The following is a 24,152-nucleotide window of genomic DNA, read 5'->3' as shown; positions in this document are numbered from 1 at the left end:
GCTGGCATAATGCCGGCTTTACCGGAGTGCGCCGTGGACCAGGAAGAACGTTTCGTCAATCTTGAAATCAAGCTCTCCCAGCAGGAAGACCTGCTCGATGAGCTGAACAAGACCATCTACCGCCAGGAGCGCCGTATCGACGAGCTCGAAGCCATGGTCGGCAAGCTGGCCGACCACCTGCGCTCCTTGCGCGACGCCGGCCAGGCACCACTCAACGAACGGCCCCCGCACTATTAAGTCACCCCATTCGCCAGGTGCTGCCCCAGGCGCTTGCCCAGGCACAGCAGGGTGAGTGTCGGCGGCAAGCCCCATGGCTGCGGGATCACCGACGCATCGCACACATAGACACCCGGCGCACGTGTGCGCAGATCGGCGTCGACTCCGGCGCCAATGCGTACGCTGCCGCCCGGGTGCGCGGCGAAATGCCAGCTCTTGAACACGTGCCGCGCGCCGGCCGCCTCCAGGATCGTGCGCGCCATTCGTTCGCCCTTCTGCAGGCGCGCGCGGTCGCCATCGCTCAGGCGCTTGTCGGCCCAGCGCGGTCCGACGCGTCCGCTGATATCGTCACGAATCTTGACCATGATGCTGAGGGTGCGCCGGTGCGCGAACAAGCGGTCCACGCGCCCGACCTGCGTCGCGAAGGCCTGGTACATCGGACGCGGCAAGGTAAGGTCGGCCAGCGCGATGCCGGCCTGGGGGTCATGCCAGCCGGCCGCCATCGGCACTTCGGCGCCGCCATCGATGTCGGCCACACTGCCCATCACGGCGACCACGGGATCGCTGAAGAACGGCGCATCGCGCGGCCCCAGGCTTGATGCATGCAGGATGCGCGGGCTGCCGATGCCGCCGCCACTCAGAATCACCAGCGGCGCGTGGATCGTCTGCAGCTGCCCGCCATGCTTTACCTCGACACCGCTGGCCCGGCCTTCCTCCAGCAGCACGCGCGTGACGCGGCTGCCTGTTTGCAGCACGGCGCCAAGCCCCACCGCCTGCTCGACGAAATCGCGGGCACTCCACTTGGCGCCGTACGGGCAGCCATAGGTGCAGCGCCAGCAGCCGCTGCGGCACAGCGCCGGCCGGATCATCTTGTCGAGTTTTTTCCAGTCGATGCCGGCCGCATGCGCCGCCGTCATGATGCGCGTGGCCATGGGGCCGACCAGCGTATCGGGCAGGGGCGCGAGCGGCAATTCCGCGCGCAGTTCGGCCAGGCTCGGGGCCAGGTCGATGCCGTACGCGGCAAAGTACGCCGCCGGTGGCGCGGCCGCAGTGGCGAAGTTGACCGCCGAGCTGCCGCCCAGCGTCGTGCCGCCCACCAGCAGCGACGCGTCGCGGTGCACAAAAGCGCCGCGCCCGGGCACGGCCGCCATCGACGCCATCTGCGTGACCGTGCCGGCGAGCGGCGCACCGCCGCCCTGTTCGAGCAGCAGGACCCGGCTGCCGGCACGCGCCAGTTCGCGCGCGACGCTGGCCCCGCCAGGGCCGGTGCCGACCACGATGGCGTCGAAGGAAGAGGAAGAAAGGGTCATGGAAAGGTGCCACAAAAGGACCCCGATGCTAGCACGGCGCGCCCCGTATGCACGTCAATACAGGGGCTGCGGATTGATACATTGCGGTACTTTTTAATTGTTACAAGCGCCATGCAAGCCTGCTATGATCTTCAGCGCACTGCTGTCGAGCCGTTGGCGACAGCGCCCTTCCTCAGTGTTAGCGAAAGACCTCATGATCCGTCCTCAACTGCTCATCGTGGCAGCCAGCGTCGCGCTGGCGTGTTCCGCCATCGCAGCACCTGCCGCACCCGCCCTCGACGCTTCCAACCCGTTCGCCAAGCCCAGCAGCCTGCCGCTGCAATACCCGGCGTTCGACAAGATCAAGGATGCGCACTACCTGCCTGCATTCGCTGCCGGCATGCGCGAAGAACTGCGCGAAGTCGAGGCCATCGCCAACGACAAGGCGGCGCCAACGTTCGACAACACGATCGTGGCGCTGGAAAAATCCGGCCAGTTGCTGGCGCGCGTGAACGCGACCTTCAGCAATCTGCACGGCGCCAACACCAACGACACGCTCGACTCGGTCGATCGCGAGATGTCGCCCAAGCTGGCGGCGCACACCGATGCGATCCACCTGAACGCGAAGCTGTTCGCGCGCGTCAAGGCGCTGCACGATAAGCGCGCGTCCTTGGGCCTGGACGCCGAATCGACGCACCTGCTCGAGCGCTATTACAAGGAATTCGTGCGCGCCGGCGCCAACCTGTCGGCGGCCAACCAGGCCAAGCTGAAGGCCTACAACGGCGAGATCGCCTCGCTGCAGTCCGACTTCCAGCAGCGCGTGCTCAAGGGCGCGAATGCCGCCGCCCTGATCGTCAACACCCGCGCCGAGCTGGCCGGGCTGTCTGACGCCGAGATCAATGCCGCTGCTCTTGAGGCCACCAAGCGAGGCCAGAAGGGCAAGTTCGCAATCCCGATCGTCAACACCTCGATCCAGCCTGGCCTGTCAGTGCTGACGCACCGCGCCACGCGCGAGCGCCTGATGAAAGCCTCGCTCGAGCGCGGCACCAAGGGCGGCGAATTCGACACCACCAAGCAGGTGCTGCGCCTGGCCAAGCTGCGCGCCGAACGCGCCGTGCTGCTGGGTTACCCGAACTTTGCGGCCTACTCGCAAGAGCTGGAAACCGCGCGCAATCCGGCCGCCGTCAACAAGCTGCTGGGCGACCTGGCCAAGCCGGCCGTCACCAACGCGAAGAAGGAAGCCGTCGAGATCCAGGCTGCAATCAACAAGGATGGCGGCAAATTCGAAGTGGCAAGCTGGGACTGGCCGCTGTACGCCGACAAGGTGCGCGCCGAGAAATTCAATTTCGACGACAGCCAGCTGCGCCCGTACTTTGAACTGAACCGCGTGCTGGTCGATGGCGTGTTCTTCGCCGCGACCAAGGAATACGGCGTCACGTTCAAGGAACGCAAGGACCTGCCAACCTACGACCCCGACGTGCGCACCTTCGACGTGTACGACGTCGACGGCAAGCTGCTGACGATCTTCATCTTCGACCCGTACGCACGCAGCAACAAGCAGGGCGGCGCCTGGATGAACGAGTACGTCTCGCAATCGCACCTGCTGGGTCAGAAACCCGTCATCGGCAACCACCTGAACATTCCGAAGCCGCCAAATGGCGAGCCGACGCTGCTGACGTACGATGAAGTGGTCACCGCGTTCCACGAGTTCGGCCACGCGCTGCATGGCATGTTCTCGGACGTGAAGTACCCGAAATTCTCGGGCACGAACGTGCCGCGCGACTTCGTCGAGTATCCGTCGCAGGTCAACGAAATGTGGGTGACCTGGCCTGAAGTGCTGGCCAACTACGCCAAGCATTACAAGACCGGCGCGCCGATGCCGAAGGACTTGCTGGACAAGGTCGTCGCATCGAAGAAGTTCGGCCAGGGCTATACCACCACGGCCTACCTGGCGGCGGCGCTGCTCGACCAGCGCTGGCACCAGATCACGCCAAACCAGGTGCCGACCGACGTGCTAAGCTTCGAAGCGAAGGCGCTGGCCGATGCGGGCGTCGCGTACGCTCCGGTGCCGCCGCGCTACCGCAGCGCGTACTTCTCGCACTCGATGGGCGGCGGCTATTCTGCCGGCTACTACGCCTACCTGTGGAGCGAGCGCCTGGACGCCGAGACGGTCAAGTGGTTCACCGAAAGCGGTGGCCTGACGCGCAAGAACGGCGACCATTTCCGCAAGACGCTGCTCTCGCGTGGCGGCACGCAAGAAGCGATGGACCTGTTCCGCAACTTCCGTGGCCGCGATCCGGTCATCGGCCCACTGCTGGAACGCCGCGGCCTGACCGCGACGCCATCGAACGACTGATGCCTGCGCGCCGCATGCGCCGTCACGAGCGGTGCCTGCGGCGCGCTGCGCCATTGAGGTACCCTTTTTCTCCCATCGCACAAGAGACTCCATGAACCGTCCAAAACTGCTGCTGATCGCAGCTGGCGTTGCCCTTGCCACCCTCGCGTTTTCCAAGTCGGCCAGCGCGGCCCTGCCAGCCTCGAATCCGTTCGCCAAGCCGAGCACCCTGCAGTACGGCTACCCGGCCTTCGACAAGATCAAGAACGAGCACTTCGCGCCGGCGTTCGACGAAGGCATGCGCGAGCAGGCCGCTGAAATCACCAAGATTGCCAACAACAAGGCGGCGCCGACGTTCGACAACACGATCGTGGCGATGGAGCGTTCGGGCCAGCTGCTGGGCCGCGTGCGCGCCGTGTTCTACACGCTGACCGGTTCGTACACCAACGACACGCTGCAGGCACTGGACAAGGACCTGGCGCCGAAATTCGCGGCCCACAGCGACGCGATCCGCCTGAACCCGGCCCTGTTCGCCCGCATCAAGACGCTGCACGACAAGCGCGCCACGCTCGGTCTGGACGCCGAATCGGCATTCCTGCTCGAACGCTACTACAAGGACTTCGTGCGCGCCGGCGCCAACCTGTCCGCGGCCGACAAGGTCAAGCTCAAGGATTACAACGGCAAGCTGGCCGCGCTGCAGACCCAGTTCAGCCAGAACGTGCTGAAGGAAGTGAACGCCTCGGCCTTCGTCGTCGACACCCGCGCCGAACTGGCCGGCCTGTCCGACAAAGCCATCGACGCTGCCGCCGCCGAAGCGACCAAGCGCGGCCTGGAAGGCAAGTTCGTCATCCCGGTCGTCAACACCACGCAGCAAGCGCCATTGGCCGTGCTGACCAACCGCGCCACGCGCGAAAAGCTGCTCACCACGTCGATGATCCGCGGCAGCCGCGGCGGCGAATTCGACAACCGCGACGTCGTGCTGCAACTGGCGAAATTGCGCGCCGAACGCGCCGAGCTGCTGGGCTATGAGAACTACGCCGCCTACTCGCTCGAAGACCAGACGGCGAAGAACACCACGTCGGTCAACAAGCTGCTGGGCGATTTGACCGCGCCAGCCGTGCGCAATGCGAAGAAAGAAGCGGCCGAGATCCAGGCCGTGATCGACGCGGAGAAGGGCGGCTTCCAGCTGGCCGCGCAGGACTGGGCGATCTACAGCGACAAGGTGCGCACCGCCAAGTACGCCTTTGACGCCAACCAGCTCAAGCCGTACTTTGAATTCGACAACGTGCTGGAAAAAGGCACGTTCTTCGCTGCGACCAAACTGTGGGGCATCACCTTCAAGCGCCGCACCGACCTGCCGACCTATGACGCCGACGTGCGCGTGTATGACGTGTTCGAAGAAAACGGCGCCCACCTGGCCATCTTCGTGGTCGACCCGTATGCGCGCCCGAACAAGCGCGGTGGCGCATGGATGAGTTCGCTGGTCGACCAGAGCTTCCTGCTCGACAAGAAGCCGGTCATCACCAACAACCTGAACCTGACCAAGCCGGCCGCAGGCGAGCCGACCCTGCTCACCTGGGACGAAGTGCGCACGACGTTCCACGAATTCGGCCACGCAACCCACGGCTGGTTCTCGAAGGTGAAATACCCGCGCTTCTCGGGCACCAGCGTGCCGCGCGACTACGTCGAGCTGCCATCGCAGGTCTACGAAATGTGGATGGCCTGGCCCGAGGTGATGGCCAGCTACGCCAAGCATTACCAGACCGGCGCCGTGATGCCGAAGGAACTGCTGGACAAGCTGCGCGCGTCGCAGAAGTTCAATGAAGGCTACCGCACCACCGAGTACTTGGCTGCTGCGGTGCTCGACCAGCGCTGGCACCAGCTGGGCTCCAAGGCCATCCCGACCGACGTGAAGACGTTCGAGCAGCAGGCACTGAAGGACGCGGGCCTGGACTTCGCACCGGTTCCGCCGCGCTACAGCAGCACGTACTTCTCGCACGCGATGGGCGGCGGTTATTCGGCCGGCTACTACAGCTACCTGTGGGCCGAGCGCCTCGACGCCGATGCCGGCGAGTGGTTCAAGGAAAACGGCGGCCTGCAGCGCAAGAACGGCGACCGCTTCCGCACCATGGTGCTGTCAAAGGGCGGCACCGTCGATGCGGTCGAGATGTACCGCGCCTTCCGTGGCCGCGATCCGGTCATCGAGCCGCTGCTCGAGCGCCGTGGCCTGAACTGATGCCGGGGCAGCCGGCCTGCGCCGGCTGCCAGCAGGTCCTTATCCTCATAGTGAAGAGCAAAAGAACATGAAACGTACCCATATCCTCCTGGCCGCCGCGGTCAGCGCCGCCGTCGCCAACTTCGCATTTGCCGCACCCGCACCAGCGACCGCCGCGCCCATGACCGCCGCGGCACCGTTCGACGCGAGCAACCCGTTCGCCAAAGAGAGCAGCCTGCAATACAACTACCCGGCCTGGGACAAGATCAAGGACGAGCACTTCGCGCCGGCCTACGCCGAAGCGATGCGCCAGCACGCGGCGGAGATCGAGAAGATCGCCAACAACAAGGCGGCGCCAACGTTCGAGAACACCATCGTGGCGATGGAGCGCTCGGGCCGCATGCTCAATCGCGTCAGCACCGCCTTCGGCACGCTGTCGGGTTCCTACACCAATGACACGCTGATCGCGCTGGGCCGCGACATCGCGCCGAAGCTGTCGCAGCACAGCGATGCGATCCGCCTGAACGGCAAGCTGTACGCCCGCATCAAGGCGCTGTACGACAAGCGCGCCAGCCTGAAGCTCGACAGCGAATCGGCCTATCTGCTGGACCGCTACAACAATGACTTCGAGCGCGCCGGCGCCAAGCTGTCGGACGCCGACAAGGAAAAGCTGAAGGCCTTCAACAGCCAGCTGGCCGCCCTGCAAACCAAGTTCGCACAAGACACGCTGAAAGAAGCCAACGCGTCGGCGCTGGTCGTCGATTCGCGCGCCGAACTGGCGGGCATGAGCGACAAGGCCATCGACGCCGCTGCCGCCGAAGCCAAGAAGCGCGGCATGGATGGCAAGTTCGTCCTGCCGGTCGTCAACACCACCCAGCAGGCATCGCTGTCGGTGCTGACCAACCGCGCCACCCGCGAAAAACTGCTGGCCGCATCGATGGCGCGCGGCAGCCGTGGCGGTGAATTCGACACCCGCAACACCGTGCTGCAGATCGCCAAGCTGCGCGCCGAACGCGCCGTGCTGCTGGGCTTCCCGAACCACGCCGCCTACAACCTGGAAGAGCAGACCGCCAAGACCACCGACGCCGTCAACAGCCTGCTGGCCGAACTGGCCACGCCTGCCGTGAACAACGCGAAGAAGGAAGCGGCCGATATCCAGAAGGTGATCGATGCGGAGAAGGGTGGTTTCAAGGCCGCTGCGTATGACTGGAGCTTCTACAGCGACAAGGTGCGCGCCGAGCGTTACTCGTTCGACGCCAGCCAGCTGCGCCCGTACTTCGAACTGAACCGCGTGCTGGTCGATGGCGTGTTCTTTGCCGCTACCAAGGAATTCGGCATCACCTTCAAGGAACGCAAGGACCTGCCGGGCTACAACGAAGACGTGCGTGTGTTCGACGTGTTCGACGTCGATGGTAAGCAACTGGCGATCTTCACGTTCGACCCGTACGCCCGCTCGAACAAGCGCGGCGGCGCCTGGGCCAACGCCTGGGTCGGCCAGAGCAAGCTGCTGGGCACGAAGCCCGTCATCGCCAACAACCTGAACATCCCGAAGCCAGCCGCCGGCGAGCCGACGCTCTTGACCTACGACGAAGTGCGCACCACGTTCCACGAATTCGGCCACGCGCTGCACGGCATGTTCTCGGACGTGCAGTACCCGCGCTTCTCGGGTTCGCGCGTGCCGCGTGACTACGTCGAGTTCCCGTCGCAGGTCAACGAGATGTGGATGGCCTGGCCGGAAGTGCTGGCCAACTATGCCAAGCATTACCAGACCGGCGAGCCGATGCCGAAAGCATTGCTCGACAAGGTGCAGGCGTCGTCGCAGTTCAACGAAGGCTTCCGTACCACCGAGTACCTGGCCGCCGCGCTGCTGGACCAGGCCTGGCACCAGCTGGCGCCGAACCAGATCCCGACTGACGTGCTGGCGTTCGAGGCGCAGGCACTGAAAAAGGCCGGGGTTGACTTCGCTCTGGTGCCGCCGCGCTATCGCAGCACGTACTTCTCGCACACGTTCTCGGGCGGCTACTCGGCCGGTTACTACGGTTACCTGTGGGCCGAGAAGCTCGACGCCGACACGGTCGAGTGGTTCAAGGCCAACGGCGGCCTGACGCGCAAGAACGGCGACCATTTCCGCAAGACGCTGCTGTCGCGTGGCGGCACGCTGGACGCGATGCAGATGTACCGTAATTTCCGCGGCAAGGATGCGGATATCAAGCCGCTGCTGGAGCGTCGTGGGTTGACGGGTAACTGATGGGCTTCTTGGTCGGTCGTTGGTGATTTGACCGGTAGCGATCACCGCGTGGACGGAGAATCCGTCCACCCTACGTAGGGTGGACGGCTCTGCCGTCCACGCGTTCATATATCTTCTGCGCCCTCGCACACCCGTGTTCTCTCCCACGCCCCCCATGCCTTACAATGAAATCGACCAATCCACGGAGACCACGATGCAACCCGAACACGATGCCGACCTGAAGGCACGCCTGAAAGCCCTGCACCGCGAACTGCAGGAAACCGGCGACACCGACGTCGAACTGGAAACGCTGCTGCGCCAGCTCGATGGCGATATCGAGAAAGTCCTCGAACGCCGCGCTGAGCAGGAGCTCGATGCGAATACCTATGGCCTGGGCTCGCGCACGCAGGAGCTGGCAGCCAGTTTTGCCGCCCGCCACCCGCGCGTCGAGCATGGCTTGCGCGAACTGGGCCAGATCCTGTCGAACATGGGCATTTGACCTGCGCTGCTGAAATAGTAGGCTAATAGCCACAAGTCATTGATTTTAAGCCATTTTTCGGGGCCTTCCATGCTCCGTAAATGGTTTTCCGGTACAATGCCGGGCAATGAACTCCCCTGCCAATCTCTTTGCGACGGTCGCCAAGCGCTCCAGCCGCGCCCCGACCGCACCCTTCCTCCCGATGTCCCGCGCCGAAATGGACGCATTGGGCTGGGATTCGTGCGACATCATCCTGATCACGGGTGACGCCTACATCGACCACCCGAGCTTCGGCATGGCGCTGGTCGGCCGGCTGCTCGAAGCGCAGGGGTACCGGGTCGGCATCATCAGCCAGCCTGACTGGACCTCGGTCGAGCCGTTCCGCGCACTGGGCAAACCCAATCTGTACTGGGGCGTTACCGCCGGCAATATGGATTCGATGGTCAACCGCTACACGGCCGACCGCAAGATCCGCTCCGACGACGCCTACACACCCGAAGGCGCGCCGAACAAGCGCCCCGACCGCGCCGTGACCGTGTATTGCCAGCGCGCCCGCGAAGCGTTCCCGGGCGTGCCGGTGATCGCCGGCAGCATCGAAGCCTCGCTGCGCCGCATCGCCCACTACGATTACTGGTCCGATAAGGTGCGCCGCTCGGTGCTGTTCGAATCGAAGGCCGACCTGCTCATCTTCGGCAACGCCGAGCGCGCGCTGGTCGACCTGACGCGCCGCATCGCCGCGGGCGAAAACATCAAGACGATCCGCGACCTGCGCGGCACGGCGTTCCTGGTGCCGCTGGGCTGGCTGCCGGACGAAGAGTGGAGCGTGCACAATTCCACCCGCGTGGACGTGCCGGGCCGCATCGACAAGCAGCCGAACCCGTACGCGATGGCGCTGGAAGACCCGACAGCCTGCGCGCTCGACAACGCCGCGCCCGAGCCCGAGGTCAAGCCGATCATGATCATGACGCGTGAGCAGCGCCAGGCCGCGGCCCGCGAAAAAGCGGCCAAGACCGTCGTGCGCCTGCCGAGCTTTGAAACGGTCAGCGTCGACCCAGTGATGTACGCGCACACGTCGCGCGTGTTCCACCTCGAATCGAACCCGGGCAATGCGCGTGCGCTGGTGCAGGCGCACGGCGACCGCGACGTCTGGCTGAACCCGCCACCGCTGCCGCTGGCGATGGACGAGATGGACAATGTCTACGACATGGCCTACGCCCGCGCGCCGCACCCGAGCTACGGCAAGGCGCACATCCCGGCCTGGGAAATGATCCGCTACTCGGTCAACATCATGCGCGGCTGCTTCGGCGGCTGCACCTTCTGCTCGATCACCGAGCACGAAGGCCGCATCATCCAGAGCCGCTCCGAGCCGTCGATCCTGCGCGAAATCGAACTGATCCGCGACACGACCAAGAACTTCGCCGGCACCATCACCGACCTCGGTGGCCCCACCGCGAATATGTACCGCCTGGCGTGCAAGGAAAAGACGATCGAGGAAAGCTGCCGCCGCCTGTCGTGCGTGTACCCGACCATCTGCAGCAACCTGGGTACCGACCACAGCAAGCTGATCTCGCTCTACCGCAAGGCGCGCGCGATCCCCGGCATCAAGAAGATCCTGATCGGTTCGGGCCTGCGCTACGACCTGGCCGTGCGCTCGCCCGAGTACGTCAAAGAGCTGGTCACCCACCACGTCGGCGGTCTGCTCAAAATCGCGCCTGAGCACACTGAAGCGGGCACCCTGTCGAAGATGATGAAGCCGGGCATCGGCGCGTATGACGAGTTCAAGCGCATGTTCGACAAGTACTCGCTCGAAGCCGGCAAGAAGCAGTACCTGATCCCGTACTTCATCGCGGCTCACCCGGGCTCGACCGACGAAGACATGCTGAACCTGGCGCTGTGGCTGAAGAAAAACAACTTCAAGCTCGACCAGGTGCAGACATTTACGCCGACGCCGATGGCGATGGCCACGACGATGTACCACTCGCGCCGCAACCCGCTGGCCAAGGTAACCGAGGATTCGGAAATCGTCGAAACGGCAAAGAGCGGCAAGACGCGCAAACTCCACAAGGCGTTCCTGCGCTATTACGACCCGGAGAACTGGCCGATCCTGCGCGAAGGCCTGTATCGCATGGGTCGTGGCGACCTGATCGGTAACAGCGACCGGCACCTGATTCCGGCGCCGGGTGGCGAGATGGCCAGCGGTTCGCTGCGCGAAGAGCGCCGCGGGCCGGGCATGGCGCCGAAAGGGCGGCCAGCCGATGGCGCACCGAAGCGCACGATGGGCGCCGGCGCACCGCGCGGCCGCACCGACCGCACGCCGGCCACCACGCCGTTCATGGCGCCGCCGTCGAAGGTCAAGCCGTCGATCTTGTCGACCATCAAGGCCAAGCCGAAGACCGTGCGCAAATAAACACGATCAAAGGGACAAAAAAAACCGGCGCCTGGGGCGCCGGTTTTTTTTGGGCAGTGCAATGTAGTCCGCTACGGTTTGGTCTTCAATTTCGCATTCGGCGTCGGCGCCCCGCGCCGTTCGCGCGCGATGTCCAGGTCCATGCTGGCCTGGCGCGTGCGCAGCGAGTTGGCATAGCGGTGCCGTGCCCGCAGGCGCGGGTGCGTGACCAGGACGCCCAGCGTCTCGCCGATCACCATCACCACGCCCAGCAGCGGCAGCACCAGCATCAGTCCCACCACGCCTGCCAGCATGCCGCCGACAAAGATCATCAGCACCGTGACCAGCGGATGGATGTGCAGGCTGCGTCCCAGCGTGGCCGGCATGAAGATGAAGTCGTCCAGCAGGCGCACCAGCACGAACACGCCAATCGCGCCGTAGGCCATCAGCGGGTTGCCCGGCGCATCGGTCGAGGCGACGATGACCACCAGCGCGCAGCCGGCGATCGAGCCGACGAACGGCACCCAGGCCAGCACCGCCGAGATCAGGCCCAGCAGCAGGGGCGAGGACACGCCGATGATCCACAGCCCCAGCGCCAGCACGATCGTGTCGAGCACCGTCAGCTTGAGCAGGCCTTCGAAGTAGCGGCGCGCCGTCTGGTCGACTTCGTGCAGCAGGTACAGCGCCGGCTCGAAGTAGGCGTTCGGCACCGCGCGCGCCAGGAACTTCTTGAAGCGCACACCGTCGCGCAGCAGGAAGAAGCTGAGGAACGGCGCCAGGAACAACGACGGCACCCAGGTCACGATGCCGACGACGATGTCGCCCAGGTGGTTCTGCGCGAAGTCGCTCGTGTAGTTGGTGAACGCGCGGTTGACGGTCGAGGTCAGGCGCATCTCGGCCAGCAGCGGGAATTTCGCTTCCAGCAAACCCATCGAATTGCGCACGAAGGCGACGCCGCCGTCGAGATACAGGCTGATCGTCGCTTCCCATGAATCTTCTTCGGGGCCGTCGCTCCAGGCCATGGCCGCCGTCAGCGCCAGCGCGGTCAGGGCAAAGAACAGCGTGCAGACCCACAGCGCGGCAGCGTTTCGGCCAAAGCCTGAACGCACCATGCGCTGCATCGGGCCCAGCAGGATGTAATACAGGACAGCGCCGAAGATGAAGGGCAGGGCCAGCCACAGCAGCTTCTGCACCACCAGCAGGAGCAGGCAGGTGCCGCCGATGATGCCGGTCCAGACGACCGGGCCGGCGCGCTCGGGGCCGTGGGCAGGGTCGAGGTGGGTGCTCACAGCGCTTCCAGCTGCGGCCGGCCGGTGCCCATCCATTCACGCAGGCGCAGGCCAATGTGGCGCGCCAATGCCAGCGAGATCTTGTAGCCGATCACGGCGTCGGTTTCCATCAGACCCAGAAAGTCGGCGCGGAAGAACACGGCCACTTCGCACGGTTCCAGGGCGCGTGCCTGGGCATTGCGGGGCGAATTGTCGAGCAGCGCCAGGTCGCCAAAAAAACCCCCCGGCTCGAGCTCGGCCACGACCTGTGTCATGCCCTCGTGCAGGCGGCTGATGCGTACCCGGCCGCTCATCAACAGGTACAGCGCCTGGCCTTCTTCGCCCTCGTCGAACATGATTTCGTCTTTTAAATAGCGGCGCTCGTGCAGCAGACCGTCGACGATCTTCAGTTCCAGCGGCGTCAACGCCGCAAACAGCGATGAGCTCTTGAGCCGATGCAGGCGCGGCGACATGCGCGGGGGTTTGAGAAAACGAAAAATCAAGGCGTGCTCCAGGGTGGTGCGGTCTGTTGTCCGTTTGATTATCCGCGATCAGATGCTGCCACGCATCAAAAAGCGTCGCGTGCGCACAGCGGTGTGGCGGCGCGTCCATAGGGTGCGTCAAGCGTGCGCTCGCCAGTCTTGAAAAACGTGTAACATAATTCCATAGAGCAACATCAATGGTGTTTTTATAAAGCCCTGCGCGCCGTGAGACGAGGTGGGGTGCAAGTGCCTTTTCGAGGACAGGCAGTGATCGATATACAGACTTTTCTTCTTGCACTCGGCATCGGCAACGTCGGCTTTGCGATTCTGATGGCGGGATACACCCACGGTGCGGCGCCCAGTGCCGGGCTGCGCCTGTGGATGTGGGCACGGCTTGGCATGGGCGTAAGCCAGCTGATCGGCTGGGCGAGTCCGGTACTGGGCTTGCCGGTGTTCCCCGGGCTGGAGGGCCTCGTCTGGATTCTCGCCATGTCACTTGAAATGGCGGCCTATTGCGTCTTCTTCGGCTTCGCCCGCTGGGGCCGGGTGCTGCTGCCGATCACGCTGCTGTCTTCTGTCATCGTGCTGGCGGGCGCAGCGCTTGGCGCCAATCACGTGCAGCTCAGCGCGCTCGTGGGCGCCGTCGTGGCGTTCTTCGCCGCTGCCATGGCATGGGCGCTGCTGCGTCGGCGCAGTGCGTCGCTGCTGCAGCGAATCATCGGCGTCAACGACGCGCTGTTCGCCACGGCCATCCTCGTCTGGGTCGTTTCGGCGGGGCTGGGCAAGGGCCCGCTCGACCACGGCACCGCCCAGCAGGTGGCGTACCTGACGGGCTACATGCTGATGATCGTCAACGGCTTCGGGTTTTTGTTGCTGTGCAAGCAGAAGGATGACAGCCGCATGGCGAAGCTGGCCACGACCGATTGCCTGACCGGACTGCCGAACCGCCACGCATTTCTGGAGCAGGCCGACGGCGCACGCCTGCTGGCCCAGCGCCAGCGCACCGGCCTGGGCCTGTTGATGATCGATATCGACCACTTCAAGCAGATCAATGACCGCTGGGGCCATGCCTCCGGCGACGAGGCGCTGGTTGTCTTCGCACGTACGGCGCGTCATCTGCTGCGCGAGCATGAAACGATCGGCCGCCTCGGTGGTGAAGAATTCGCGCTGCTGCTGCCCGGGACCGACCTCGATGAGGCGGTGCAGGCTGCCGAGCGGCTGCGCCGGGCGATCCGGGAGGCGACGGTCATCACCAGTGGCCCGACCTACCGGATGACGGTCAGCATCGGCGTGGTGGTGCTCGATCCGCACGAGGATCTGGGTGATGCCATGGCGCGTGCCGACCATGCGCTGTATGCGGCCAAGCGTGCGGGGCGGGATCGGGTAGAAATCGGGGAACTGGTGCGCAAGCGGGCGTAGGGGGAAGCGCGGCGCAAGCCGGTATGCAAACACGCAATGGAAAAAGAAAAAGGGCCCGACGAATCGGACCCTTTTTCAGTGATGCTGGCGGAGCGGACGGGGCTCGAACCCGCGACCCCCGGCGTGACAGGCCGGTATTCTAACCAACTGAACTACCACTCCGTTTTACTAAGATCAGCCTTCGATCCATCGTCGAGATGCTTGGTGGGCGCTGAGAGGCTCGAACTCCCGACCTAATCCGTGTAAGGGATCCGCTCTACCAACTGAGCTAAGCGCCCATCTCGTTGATGTCTACTGACGCTTGTCATTGCGTCGAAGAGGACCGAATTATAGAGGGTGGGTTTGAGGGTCTGCAAGGGGTTTTTCGAAAAAATATCGAAAGCGCTATTTTTTCCGGTTGCTGGCCCCGGCCGCAGCCGACGATCTGCATGTGTTGTAATCATGGCGTCATGGCGTTATTTACTTGCCCGGCTGATAACCATCACGGACAATACCGCCTTTACCAAGTCGGCAACCTTAAAACATCGCAAAGATGGGCGCCACAGATGCGCGTTGCCGAGGGCGGGGTAGTACCGCCCGCGCACCCGGCGGGGGCGTTGGAAAAGAAGAACGGAGACACCGGTTCTTTTATCATCACCAGGAAAATACTCCATGACCAAGATGTCCAAGATGCACAAGCGCGTCACCTGCTCCCATGGCGCAGCGCTGGCGTTCCTCGCCCTGCTGCCGATCGCCCAGGCGGCCGCCCAGACGGCGGCCCCGGCCGCACCGGCGCCCGAGTCCCTGCAGCTGCAATCAGTCACCGTGACCGCGCAGCGCCGTACCGAGAACATCCGCGACGTGCCGGTGTCGGTGACGGCCCTCAAGGGTGACAAGCTGGACGTCCTGGTCTCGGGCGGCGATGACATCCGCCTGCTGGCCGGCAAAGTGCCGAGCCTGAACGTGGAATCGTCGAACGGCCGTACCTTCCCGCGCTTTTATATCCGCGGCTACGGCAATACCGACTTCAACACCTTCGCCTCGCAGCCGGTCTCGCTCGTGTACGACGACATCGTGCAAGAGAACCCGATCCTCAAGGGCTTCCCGATCTTTGACCTGGCCAGCGTCGAAGTGCTGCGCGGCCCGCAGGGCACGCTGTTCGGCCGTAATACCCCGGCCGGTGTCGTCAAGTTCGAGTCCGAAAAGCCACGCCTGAACAGCACCGAAGGCTACTACAACGTGTCGGCGGCATCGCACTACACGTTCAATGCCGAAGGCGCCGTCAACGTGCCGCTGTCGAGCAACGTGGCGATGCGCGTGTCGGCCGTCGGCCAGCACCGCGACGACTACGTCGACAACTACAGCACCCCGGCCAAGACCACCAAGCGCGGTGAGCTCGACGGCTACAACGAACACGCCGAGCGCGTGCAGTTCTTGTACAGCAAAGATGGTGTAACCGGCCTCTTGGGCTTCCACCAGCGTCAGACCAATGGCAGCGCGCGTCTGTTCCGCGCCAACCTGATCAAGAAGGGCAGCAACACCTTCGCCGACGGCACCGATCTGGACCAGATCGTCACCAATGCCCAGAATGACCAGGACCTGAAAACCAACGGCATCAATCTGCGTCTGGAATGGGATCTGGGCAGCTACAAGCTGTCGTCGATCACCGGTTACGAGCACATCATCGGCTACTCGAGCCGCGGCGACATCGACGGCGGCACGCCAACCGGCCCGGGCTTCATCCCGTTCCAGGTCGAGACCAATGGCTACATCAACAATCTGGACCAGTACAGCCAGGAATTCCGCGTCGAATCGCAGAACACCGGCCCGTTCAACTGGCAGACCGGCGTCTACTTCTTCGATGAAGACGTCACCGGCGGCAGCGACAACTTCGACAGCACCACCTACGCGCGCACCTCGCGCCTGGTGTCGACCCAGAAGAACAAGGCCTGGGCCGCGTTCGCTTCGGCAACGTACAACCTGACCCCTGACTGGACCATCCGCGGCGGCGTGCGCTACACCAAGGATGAGAAAGAGTTCCGCACCATCGAAGCGACCAACGTCGTCCAGATCGGCCCGTCGTCGGTCGAAGCGGACAAGAAGAAGGTCAGCTGGGACCTGTCGGCCACTTACAAGCTCACGCCTGACGTGAACGTGTATGGCCGCGCCGCAACGGGCTTCCGCGCACCGAGTATCGCTGCTGCCTCGGCGTCGGTGCCGATCACCGTGGCCGATGCCGAGACCATCAAGTCGGTCGAGCTGGGCATCAAGGCTGACCTGTTCGAGCGCCGCGCACGTGGCTCGTTCTCGATCTATGACTACACGATCGAAGACCAGCAGCTGACCGTGGTGGGTGGCAATTCGAACGTCAACCGCCTGATCAACGCCGACAAGACCAAGGGCCGTGGCGCCGAGTTCGACTTCGAAGCAGCGATCAGCACTGCCCTGCGCATGAGCGCCGGCGCAAGCTACAACTACACGCAGATCCGTGACGGCAGCCTGTCGGTCAACCGCTGCGCGCAGTGCACGATCACCGATCCGATCAACGGCGCCGGCCGTGTCGTGATCGATGGCAATGCACTGCCACAGGCACCGCGCTGGACCTTCAACGCGACGGCCCGCTACGGCGTGCCGTTCCGTGACGGCGAGCTGTACTTCTACACCGACTGGTCGTACCGCAGCAAGGTCAACTTCTTCCTGTACGAGTCGACCGAGTTCACCGGTGCACCATTGACCGAAGGCGGCGTGCGCGTCGGCTACATCTTTGGCAACGGCAAGTATGAAGTGGCAGCCTTCGGCCGCAACGTGCTCGACCAGCGCCGTATCACCGGTGCGATCGACTTCAACAACCTGACCGGCTTCACCAACGAGCCGCGCCAGTGGGGCATGCAATTCAAGGGTAATTTCTAAGAATTGACCGGCCTCGCACGAGGCTTATGTGTCATAAATGAAAAGGGCCGCGCACTGCGCGGCCCTTTTTTGCATCTGAGAACGATGCGATAAACCTTCGTCAACAAATTTTAGGTGTAAAGTATTTGGCAGAATTTATGCTTTGCCGAATAAAACATGTTTTTGCAAAATTTAGGGATGTAACCGTTGTATGCACGCTTCACTCTGTCAGGTTTGCGTTCCGTTAAATCTTTCTTTCGCGCTACGCTGGCTGAGCCGCCTCGATGCGGCGCCGGCAAAGTCCGGACTTACAACGATACGGGCGAGCCCTTTCGCCCGACGGAAAACCTTGAACAAGGAAGAAAAATGAAGCATACGCATTCGATTCGTCCTGTCGTATTGAAGATGTGCGCTGCGGTATCCCTGGCGCTGGCCTCGAGCGCGGCCCTGGCGGCCGCGGGCGATGCGGCGTCCCCGGGACCACAGTTCATCGTGGAAACCGACCGGATCATCGTGAAGTACCGCGACGCGCAACCGGCCGTCAATGGCATCGCTGCGCGCGTGGCCAGTACCAGCAGCGAGCGCAAGGCCAAACTCGACCGCGCCGGCCAGCAGTTCGGCATGGTGGTCAAGGAAAGCCATCCGATTTCCACCGGTGCCAAGGTGTTCAAGCTCGACCGCAAGCGCAATCTTGCAGAAGTGAAGTCCCTGGCCGCCGAGATGATGGCGCGCGATCCGTCGATCGAATACGCCGAGCCGGACCGCATCATGACGCACATGGCCACGCCGACCGACCCGCGCTATACCGACCAGTGGCACTACTACGAAACGGCCGGTGGCCTGCGCCTGCCGGCCGCCTGGGATGTCTCGACCGGCGCCGGCGTGGTGGTGGCCGTGATCGACACGGGCTCGCGCCCTCATGCCGACCTGAGCGGCCAGCAACTGGCCGGTTATGACTTCATCAGCACTGCCGCCATCGGCAACGATGGTGACGGCCGCGACAGTGACGCGAGCGACCCGGGCGACGCCGTCACCGCCGGTTCCTGCGGCAGCGGCCAGCCAACCCGTGACCAGACATCGAGCTGGCACGGCACGCACGTGGCCGGCACGGTGGCGGCGCGCACCAATAACGGCGCCGGCGTCGCAGGCGTGGCTTACAACGCCAAGGTCCTGCCGGTGCGCGTGCTGGGCAAGTGCGGCGGCTACACGTCCGACATTGCCGACGCGATCACCTGGTCGTCCGGCGGCACGGTCTCGGGCGTGCCGGCCAACGCCAACAAGGCGCGCGTGCTGAACCTGTCGCTGGGCGGCGGCGGCGCATGCGATGCAACGACGCAAAACGCCATCAACGGCGCCCGCTCGCGCGGCGCGGTGGTGGTGGTCGCTGCCGGCAACGACGCCGTCAACGTCAGCAACGCCAGCCCTGCCAACTGCTCGGGCGTGATCGCGGTGGCGGCCACGGGCCGCACCGGCGGACGGGCGTCGTACTCCAACTTCGGCACGCTGGTGGATGTGGCGGCGCCCGGCGGCGATGGCGCCTCGGGCGTGCTCTCGACGCTCAACAGCGGCACCGGCGCACCGGCCGCGGACAGCTACGCTGCTTACCAGGGCACGTCGATGGCCACGCCGCACGTGGCCGGCGTGGCGGCGCTGATGCTGGCGGTCAACACCAACCTGACGCCGGACGAGATCGAGTCGAAACTGAAGTCGACGGCGCGCGCGTTCCCGGCCAGCTGCTCGGGTTGCGGCACCGGCATCGTCGATGCGGCGGCTGCCGTGGCGTCGGCCACAGGGGGCGGTGGCGGCACACCGGTCACCACGCTGGCCGAGAGCGAGTCGAACAACACGACGGCCACGGCAGACCCGGTCACGGCCAGCAACACGACCGTCACCGGCAACCTGGGCAGCACGACCGACACCGATTATTTCCGCGTCGATCTGCCAGCCGGCAAGACGCTGGCAGCCAGCCTGACCCCGACCTCGACAACGGCCGACTACGACCTGTACGTGTACAGCAGCACCGGTGCGCAACTGGGCACCAGCCAGAATGGCGCCGGCGCGACTGACAGCCTCAACTCGGCCAATACCACCAGCAGCACGGCAATCCGCTATGTTCGCGTCACTTATTACAGTGGCGGCACCGGCACGACCAACGGTCGCTATACGCTGAAACTGAACTGGTAAGCCAATGACACTGCCTCATGGAATTTAGTGGGGCAGGGCGGTTTGACCATCTGGGACACGCGCGATTCATTCGCGCGTGTTTTTTTTTGGGGCTAAAGATATCTGTTCATGATTGTTAATTAACTTAAATGGGACGTCACATATTCTGTGTTCATAAAGTTGCACCAAAGAAAAAATGTTATTGAGGAAACGAATGGTGTAAGTGTTGTAACTATGCCGACTGGGTGTGAATTTCCACACGACATGATATTTCCTTCAGGCTACTCTGGCTGAGCCGCTAGGGTGCGGCGCCGATGCCGCTGGTCAGCCATGACTCAAATGCATCGATATACCTGATGCAGAACTTGAACGGGGACAAATCATGAAACAAACGCATTCGATAAGAACTGCGGCATATACGCGGTGCGCCACACTCTGGTTGGCGCTGGCATCTCTTCCGGCGTTCGCGGCCGGCACTGGCGCGGGCGCCCAGGACCTGCAGCCCATCGTGGAAACCGACCGCGTCATCGTGAAATATCGCGATGCGCAGCCGGCCCTCAACGGCATGGCGGCGCGCGTGGCCGATACCAGCACCCAACGCAAGGCCCGGCTCGATCGGGCCGGCCAGCAGTTCGGCATGATGGTCCGGGAAAGCCATGCGCTGGCGAACGGCGCAAAGGTGTTCAGGCTCGATCGCCGGCACAATCTGGCCGAGGTGCGCTCGCTGGCGACCGAGATGATGATGCGCGATGCGTCGATCGAATACGCCGAGCCGGACCGCATCATGACGCATGCGGCCACGCCGACCGATCCCCGCTATACCGACCAGTGGCATTACTACGATACGGTTGGCGGGCTGCGCCTGCCGGCGGCCTGGGATATCTCGACTGGCACCGGCGTGGTGGTGGCCGTGATCGACACCGGCTACCGTCCACACGCCGATCTGAGCGGGCAGTTCCTGCCGGGCTACGACTTCATCAGCACCGCCGCCATCGGCAATGATGCCAACGGGCGCGACAGCGATGCGATCGACCCGGGTGACGGCATCACGGCCGGTGCCTGCGGTGGCGGCCAACCATTCTCTGACCAGCCATCCAGCTGGCACGGCACGCATGTGGCCGGCACGGTAGCGGCGCGCACCAACAACGGCGCCGGCGTGGCGGGCGTGGCCTACAACGCCAAAATCCTGCCCGTGCGCGTGCTGGGCAAGTGCGGCGGCTACACGTCCGATATCGCCGACGCGATCACTTGGGCATCGGGCGGCGTCGTGGCGGGCGTGCCGGCCAATCCCAACAAGGCGCGCGTGCTGAACCTGTCGCTGGGCGGGGGCGGCGCGTGTAGCGCGACGATGCAGAATGCCATCAACGGGGCGCGCTCGCGCGGCGCGGTCGTGGTGGCTGCAGCGGGCAATTCGGCCATGGACGTCAGCAACGCCAGCCCGGCCAACTGCGCCGGCGTGATCGCGGTGGCCGCTACAGGCCGCACTGGCGGGCGGGCACGCTATTCCAACTTCGGCGCGCTGGTCGCGGTGGCCGCGCCGGGTGGCGACGGCGCGTCGGGCGTGCTGTCCACGCTCAACAGCGGCCGAAGCGGACCGCTGGCGGATACCTACGCGGTCTATCAGGGTACGTCGATGGCCGCGCCGCACGTGGTCGGCGTGGCCGCACTGATGTTGGCGGCCAACACCAACCTGACGCCGGACGAGATCGCAGCAAGGCTGAAGTCGACGGCACGCGCGTTCCCGGCCAGTTGCGCCGGGTGCGGCGCCGGCATCGTTGATGCAGCAGCCGCGGTGGCGGGGGCCAGGAGCATTGCTGCGCCCATCGTGATTGCCGAAAGGGAAGCGAACAACACGATCGCCACGGCCAATCCGATCAACGGCAGCATCACCGGCAACATCGGTACGACGACGGATACCGATTACTTCCGGGTCGATCTGCCAGCCGGCAAGACATTGAAGGTCAGTCTGAGCGCGGTGCTGGCCACGGCCAACTACGATCTGTACGTGTATGACAGCGCAGGCAGGCAACTGGGCGGGAGCCTGAACCGGGCGGGCATGGCCGACGCCATTGGGATGACCTATTTCGGCACCGGCACGGCGGTCGTCTATCTGCAGGTACGCTATGTCAGCGGCGGCACCGGCGCGAGCAACGGTCGGTATGCGCTATTGTTGACACGGTAAGCTGCGGGGTCGCACCTTGCCGGTGCGTGCGCCGCCAGGTGGCAGCGTGATGTGCCCGATTTCACATGGCACGTTGATTGCATGCATACAGGGTTCCCTGCCAAGCAGCCATCGACCGGAGTCCATCATGAAATTGCGCACCATTACGCTCGCGACCGCCCTTGCCCTGGCCGTATTTGCGCCCGCGACCGCGGTGTTTGCCCAGACCGCCGACAAGCTCCCGCTGCAACCGCTGGCCGACAAGCCGGGGCGGGTCCTTGTCCCCGGTACCAAGCACGAGGTGTATTACGTGCCCTCGACGGTGGAGACGGTCACTTGGGGTTACTTGCCGAACGCGGCCACGAAACCGGTGCTGTCGATCCCGTCCGGCGCGACGATTGTCTTCGATACGCTGTCGCATGAAGGCCTGGTCGAGGACCAGGGCCGCAATCCGCTGGCATATTTTGGCAGCAAGGGCATACCCGCCAATATGGTTCTCAAGGATGGCATCGCCATCACGGGCTCGTCGATGGCCCACGATTTTTTCAAGGACGGGCCGCATATCGTGACCGGGCCGGTAGCGATCGATGGCGCCGAGCCGGGCGACGTGCTCAAGGTCGAGCTGCTGTCGGCCGTGCCGCGCGTGCCGTATGGCGTGATTTCCAATCGCCACGGCAAGGGAGCGTTGCCCGGCGAGTTCCCGGAAACACCGAAGCCGACAGCAGATGCCTCGGCCGCCAACCCGGGCGCCTACAACAACGTATCGGTGTTCACCCCGATCCGGCGCACCAAGGCGGGCAAGTGGGAAGCCGTGATGAAGACCGCCGACGGCACCGAAGTGACGTTCCCGACCGCCCCGTTCATGGGTGTGATGGGCGTCGCGGCGGACACGACCAAGCCAGTGCACTCGGTGCCGCCCGGCCTGTACGGCGGCAATATGGACATCAACGACCTGGGCGTCGGCTCCACCGTCTATCTGCCGGTGCTGGTCAAGGGCGGCAATTTCTACACGGGCGATCCGCACATGGCACAGGGCGATGGCGAGGTGGCACTGACCGCGCTCGAGCATTCGATGCGCCCGACCTTCCGCATCACGGTGCTGAAAAAGGGCGACCCCGGGATTCCATCGCGCTCGGGCAGCCTGGTCAGGCCGCTGGGCGAGACGGCCGATCACTGGGTGACGATCGGCCTGAACCCCGATCTGGATGAAGCGATGAAGGACGCCACGCGCGAATCGATCCGTTTCCTGACCGAGATGCTGGGCATGGACCGTCCCACCGCATTTGCCTACCTGAGCGCGGCCAGTGACTTCCAGGTCAGCCAGGTGGTCGATGGCACCAAGGGCGTGCACGGGATGATCCGCAAGGCCGACTTCAGCAAGGTGAAGAACGGCTTTACGGAGAAGGCCGCCAAGAAATAAGCAACATTTGCATGGGGGAGATTTTTAGAAGATACTGTATGCAATTACAGTAAGCGACCCCGGCAGTTTGTGACCGCATGGGGCGGCCCGCCAGCGTGAACGCCCCAGCCCGAAAAATCATCCACTGCGATTGCGACTGCTTTTATGCATCGGTCGAGATGCGCGACGATCCGTCGCTGCGCGGCCGGCCGTTGGCGGTAGGCGGGCGCGCCGACCAGCGTGGCGTGGTCGCCACCTGCAATTACGAGGCGCGCCGCTTCGGCATTCACTCGGCGATGGCCACGGCCCAGGCGATGAAGCTGTGCCCGGAGCTGGTGGTGATTCCGCCGGCCATGGAAAAGTACCGCATCGCGTCCAGCCAGATCATGGCCATCTACCAGGATTACACGGAGATTGTCGAGCCGCTGTCGCTCGACGAAGCCTATCTGGACGTGACCGATTCGCCGCATTGCAAGGGCAGCGCGACCTTGATCGCGCAAGAGATCCGGCGCCGCATCGTCGAGACGGTGGGCATCACGGCTTCGGCCGGCGTGGGCCCGAACAAGTTCGTCGCCAAGATCGCCAGCGACTGGAACAAGCCCGACGGCCTGTTCCTGGTGCGGCCCGAAGAAGTCGACGCGTTTGTTGCGGCGTTGCCGGTCAAGAAATTGCACGGCGTCGGCAAGGTCACCGCCGAGAAACTCAACCGGCTCGGCGCCCAGACCTGCGCCGACCTGCGCGGCTGGAGCCTGGACAAGCTGCAAGAGCATATGGGCAGCTTCGGCGTGCGGCTGTATGACCTGAGCCGCGGGATCGACCACCGTGAAGTAAATACCTCGCGCGAGCGCAAGTCGATCAGCACCGAAGAAACCTATACGCCGGACGTGCCCGACCTGGCCGCCTGCCTGAAGCTGCTGCCCGATTTGCACGAGCATTTGCTGGGCCGCATCAAACGCGCAAATGCTGAAAAATTCATCAACAAGCTGTTCGTGAAGATCAAGTTTTCGGACTTCCAGCAGACAACCGTCGAATGTGTGGGATATGCGCCCAACATTCCGACCTATGGACGTTTACTGGAGACCGGCTGGGCACGCGCCAGCCGGCCGGTGCGATTATTGGGCGTCGGCGTGCGCCTGAGCGACACCGAGATTGTCGAGCAGTTACGGCTGTTCGATGATTCTCTGGACGACGCGACAACCCCCTGACATTTTTGACGCTGCGGCTGCTGTGCAGCGTAGAATGTCGT

General features: G+C 64.1%; 15 protein-coding genes and 2 tRNA genes. 12 read left to right on the top strand and 5 right to left on the bottom strand.

What is annotated here, in order from left to right:
- Positions 1-33 precede the first annotated feature (33 nt).
- The gene (locus NX775_RS15290) at positions 34-237 is read left to right on the top strand and encodes a SlyX family protein (RefSeq protein ID WP_183555154.1); all 204 of its coding nucleotides are present in this window, start codon (positions 34-36) and stop codon (positions 235-237) included.
- Here NX775_RS15290 and NX775_RS15285 read toward each other — a convergent pair.
- Entirely contained in the window at positions 234-1,526 is a 1,293-nt protein-coding gene (locus tag NX775_RS15285) for a GMC family oxidoreductase N-terminal domain-containing protein (RefSeq protein ID WP_258836803.1), read from the bottom strand. The genes NX775_RS15290 and NX775_RS15285 overlap by 4 nt on opposite strands.
- 193 nt (positions 1,527-1,719) lie before the next feature.
- Here NX775_RS15285 and NX775_RS15280 point away from each other — a divergent pair, with 193 nt between their 5' ends.
- From NX775_RS15280 to NX775_RS15260, 5 genes are all read left to right on the top strand, one after another.
- Positions 1,720-3,861, top strand: coding sequence for a M3 family metallopeptidase (locus NX775_RS15280; protein ID WP_258836802.1), 2,142 nt, complete (start codon positions 1,720-1,722; stop codon positions 3,859-3,861).
- A gap of 91 nt (positions 3,862-3,952) precedes the next feature.
- Complete coding sequence (locus NX775_RS15275) at positions 3,953-6,076, top strand: M3 family metallopeptidase (RefSeq protein ID WP_258836801.1); 2,124 nt, start codon at positions 3,953-3,955, stop codon at positions 6,074-6,076.
- Positions 6,077-6,143: 67 nt separating this feature from the next.
- A complete protein-coding gene (locus NX775_RS15270) occupies positions 6,144-8,303 on the top strand; it encodes a M3 family metallopeptidase (RefSeq protein WP_258836800.1) in 2,160 nt (719 codons plus the stop codon).
- Positions 8,304-8,496: 193 nt separating this feature from the next.
- Positions 8,497-8,781, top strand: a complete 285-nt coding sequence (locus tag NX775_RS15265) for a DUF4404 family protein (RefSeq protein ID WP_183555162.1) — start codon at positions 8,497-8,499, stop codon at positions 8,779-8,781.
- 106 nt (positions 8,782-8,887) lie between these two features.
- Positions 8,888-11,167: a YgiQ family radical SAM protein gene (locus NX775_RS15260; RefSeq protein ID WP_258836799.1), complete on the top strand. Its 2,280-nt coding sequence runs from the start codon at positions 8,888-8,890 to the stop codon at positions 11,165-11,167.
- 71 nt (positions 11,168-11,238) lie between these two features.
- Here the strand turns inward: NX775_RS15260 and NX775_RS15255 are convergent, their stop codons facing one another.
- Positions 11,239-12,435 carry an AI-2E family transporter gene (locus NX775_RS15255; RefSeq protein ID WP_258836798.1) on the bottom strand — a complete coding sequence of 399 codons (1,197 nt, stop codon included), beginning with the start codon at positions 12,433-12,435 and terminating at the stop codon, positions 11,239-11,241.
- A complete protein-coding gene (locus NX775_RS15250) occupies positions 12,432-12,917 on the bottom strand; it encodes a cyclic nucleotide-binding domain-containing protein (protein ID WP_221290483.1) in 486 nt (161 codons plus the stop codon). The genes NX775_RS15255 and NX775_RS15250 overlap by 4 nt, the downstream gene beginning before the upstream one ends.
- 246 nt (positions 12,918-13,163) lie before the next feature.
- On the opposite strand from NX775_RS15250, the gene NX775_RS15245 reads away from it, so the two are divergent.
- Entirely contained in the window at positions 13,164-14,315 is a 1,152-nt protein-coding gene (locus tag NX775_RS15245) for a GGDEF domain-containing protein (RefSeq protein WP_258836797.1), read from the top strand.
- A gap of 85 nt (positions 14,316-14,400) precedes the next feature.
- Here the strand turns inward: NX775_RS15245 and NX775_RS15240 are convergent.
- Positions 14,401-14,477 (bottom strand) — tRNA-Asp (locus NX775_RS15240).
- A 40-nt stretch (positions 14,478-14,517) separates the two neighbouring features.
- A tRNA-Val gene (locus NX775_RS15235) sits at positions 14,518-14,593 on the bottom strand.
- A 373-nt stretch (positions 14,594-14,966) separates the two neighbouring features.
- On the opposite strand from NX775_RS15235, the gene NX775_RS15230 reads away from it, so the two are divergent.
- The 5 genes from NX775_RS15230 to dinB all read left to right on the top strand — a co-directional run bounded on the left by NX775_RS15230 (position 14,967) and on the right by dinB (position 24,111).
- On the top strand, positions 14,967-17,204 hold the full coding sequence (locus tag NX775_RS15230) for a TonB-dependent receptor (RefSeq protein WP_258836796.1): 2,238 nt from the start codon (positions 14,967-14,969) through the stop codon (positions 17,202-17,204).
- Between the two features lie 345 nt (positions 17,205-17,549).
- The gene (locus tag NX775_RS15225; RefSeq protein ID WP_258836795.1) at positions 17,550-19,367 is read left to right on the top strand and encodes a S8 family peptidase; all 1,818 of its coding nucleotides are present in this window, start codon (positions 17,550-17,552) and stop codon (positions 19,365-19,367) included.
- 487 nt (positions 19,368-19,854) lie between these two features.
- Entirely contained in the window at positions 19,855-21,528 is a 1,674-nt protein-coding gene (locus NX775_RS15220) for a S8 family peptidase (RefSeq protein ID WP_258836794.1), read from the top strand.
- Between the two features lie 127 nt (positions 21,529-21,655).
- The gene (locus tag NX775_RS15215) at positions 21,656-22,927 is read left to right on the top strand and encodes an acetamidase/formamidase family protein (protein WP_258836793.1); all 1,272 of its coding nucleotides are present in this window, start codon (positions 21,656-21,658) and stop codon (positions 22,925-22,927) included.
- Between the two features lie 77 nt (positions 22,928-23,004).
- Entirely contained in the window at positions 23,005-24,111 is a 1,107-nt protein-coding gene (dinB, locus tag NX775_RS15210) for a DNA polymerase IV (protein ID WP_307732265.1), read from the top strand.
- The last annotated feature ends 41 nt before the right edge of the window (positions 24,112-24,152 follow it).

Source organism: Massilia aurea (assembly GCF_024753205.1).
GTDB lineage: Bacteria > Pseudomonadota > Gammaproteobacteria > Burkholderiales > Burkholderiaceae_D > Telluria > Telluria aurea.
Note: the sequence above shows the minus strand (reverse complement) of the source record. Positions and strands in the feature narration are given on the sequence as shown.

Bases quoted from the DNA above. Each gene is read 5' to 3' on its own strand.
- NX775_RS15285 (WP_258836803.1), bottom strand. From the start codon at position 1,526: ATGACCCTTTCTTCCTCTTCCTTCGACGCCATCGTGGTCGGCACCGGC.
- NX775_RS15280 (WP_258836802.1), top strand. From the start codon at position 1,720: ATGATCCGTCCTCAACTGCTCATCGTGGCAGCCAGCGTCGCGCTGGCG.
- NX775_RS15275 (WP_258836801.1), top strand. From the start codon at position 3,953: ATGAACCGTCCAAAACTGCTGCTGATCGCAGCTGGCGTTGCCCTTGCC.
- NX775_RS15270 (WP_258836800.1), top strand. From the start codon at position 6,144: ATGAAACGTACCCATATCCTCCTGGCCGCCGCGGTCAGCGCCGCCGTC.
- NX775_RS15265 (WP_183555162.1), top strand. From the start codon at position 8,497: ATGCAACCCGAACACGATGCCGACCTGAAGGCACGCCTGAAAGCCCTG.
- NX775_RS15260 (WP_258836799.1), top strand. From the start codon at position 8,888: ATGAACTCCCCTGCCAATCTCTTTGCGACGGTCGCCAAGCGCTCCAGC.
- NX775_RS15230 (WP_258836796.1), top strand. From the start codon at position 14,967: ATGACCAAGATGTCCAAGATGCACAAGCGCGTCACCTGCTCCCATGGC.
- NX775_RS15225 (WP_258836795.1), top strand. From the start codon at position 17,550: ATGAAGCATACGCATTCGATTCGTCCTGTCGTATTGAAGATGTGCGCT.
- NX775_RS15215 (WP_258836793.1), top strand. From the start codon at position 21,656: ATGAAATTGCGCACCATTACGCTCGCGACCGCCCTTGCCCTGGCCGTA.
- dinB (WP_307732265.1), top strand. From the start codon at position 23,005: ATGGGGCGGCCCGCCAGCGTGAACGCCCCAGCCCGAAAAATCATCCAC.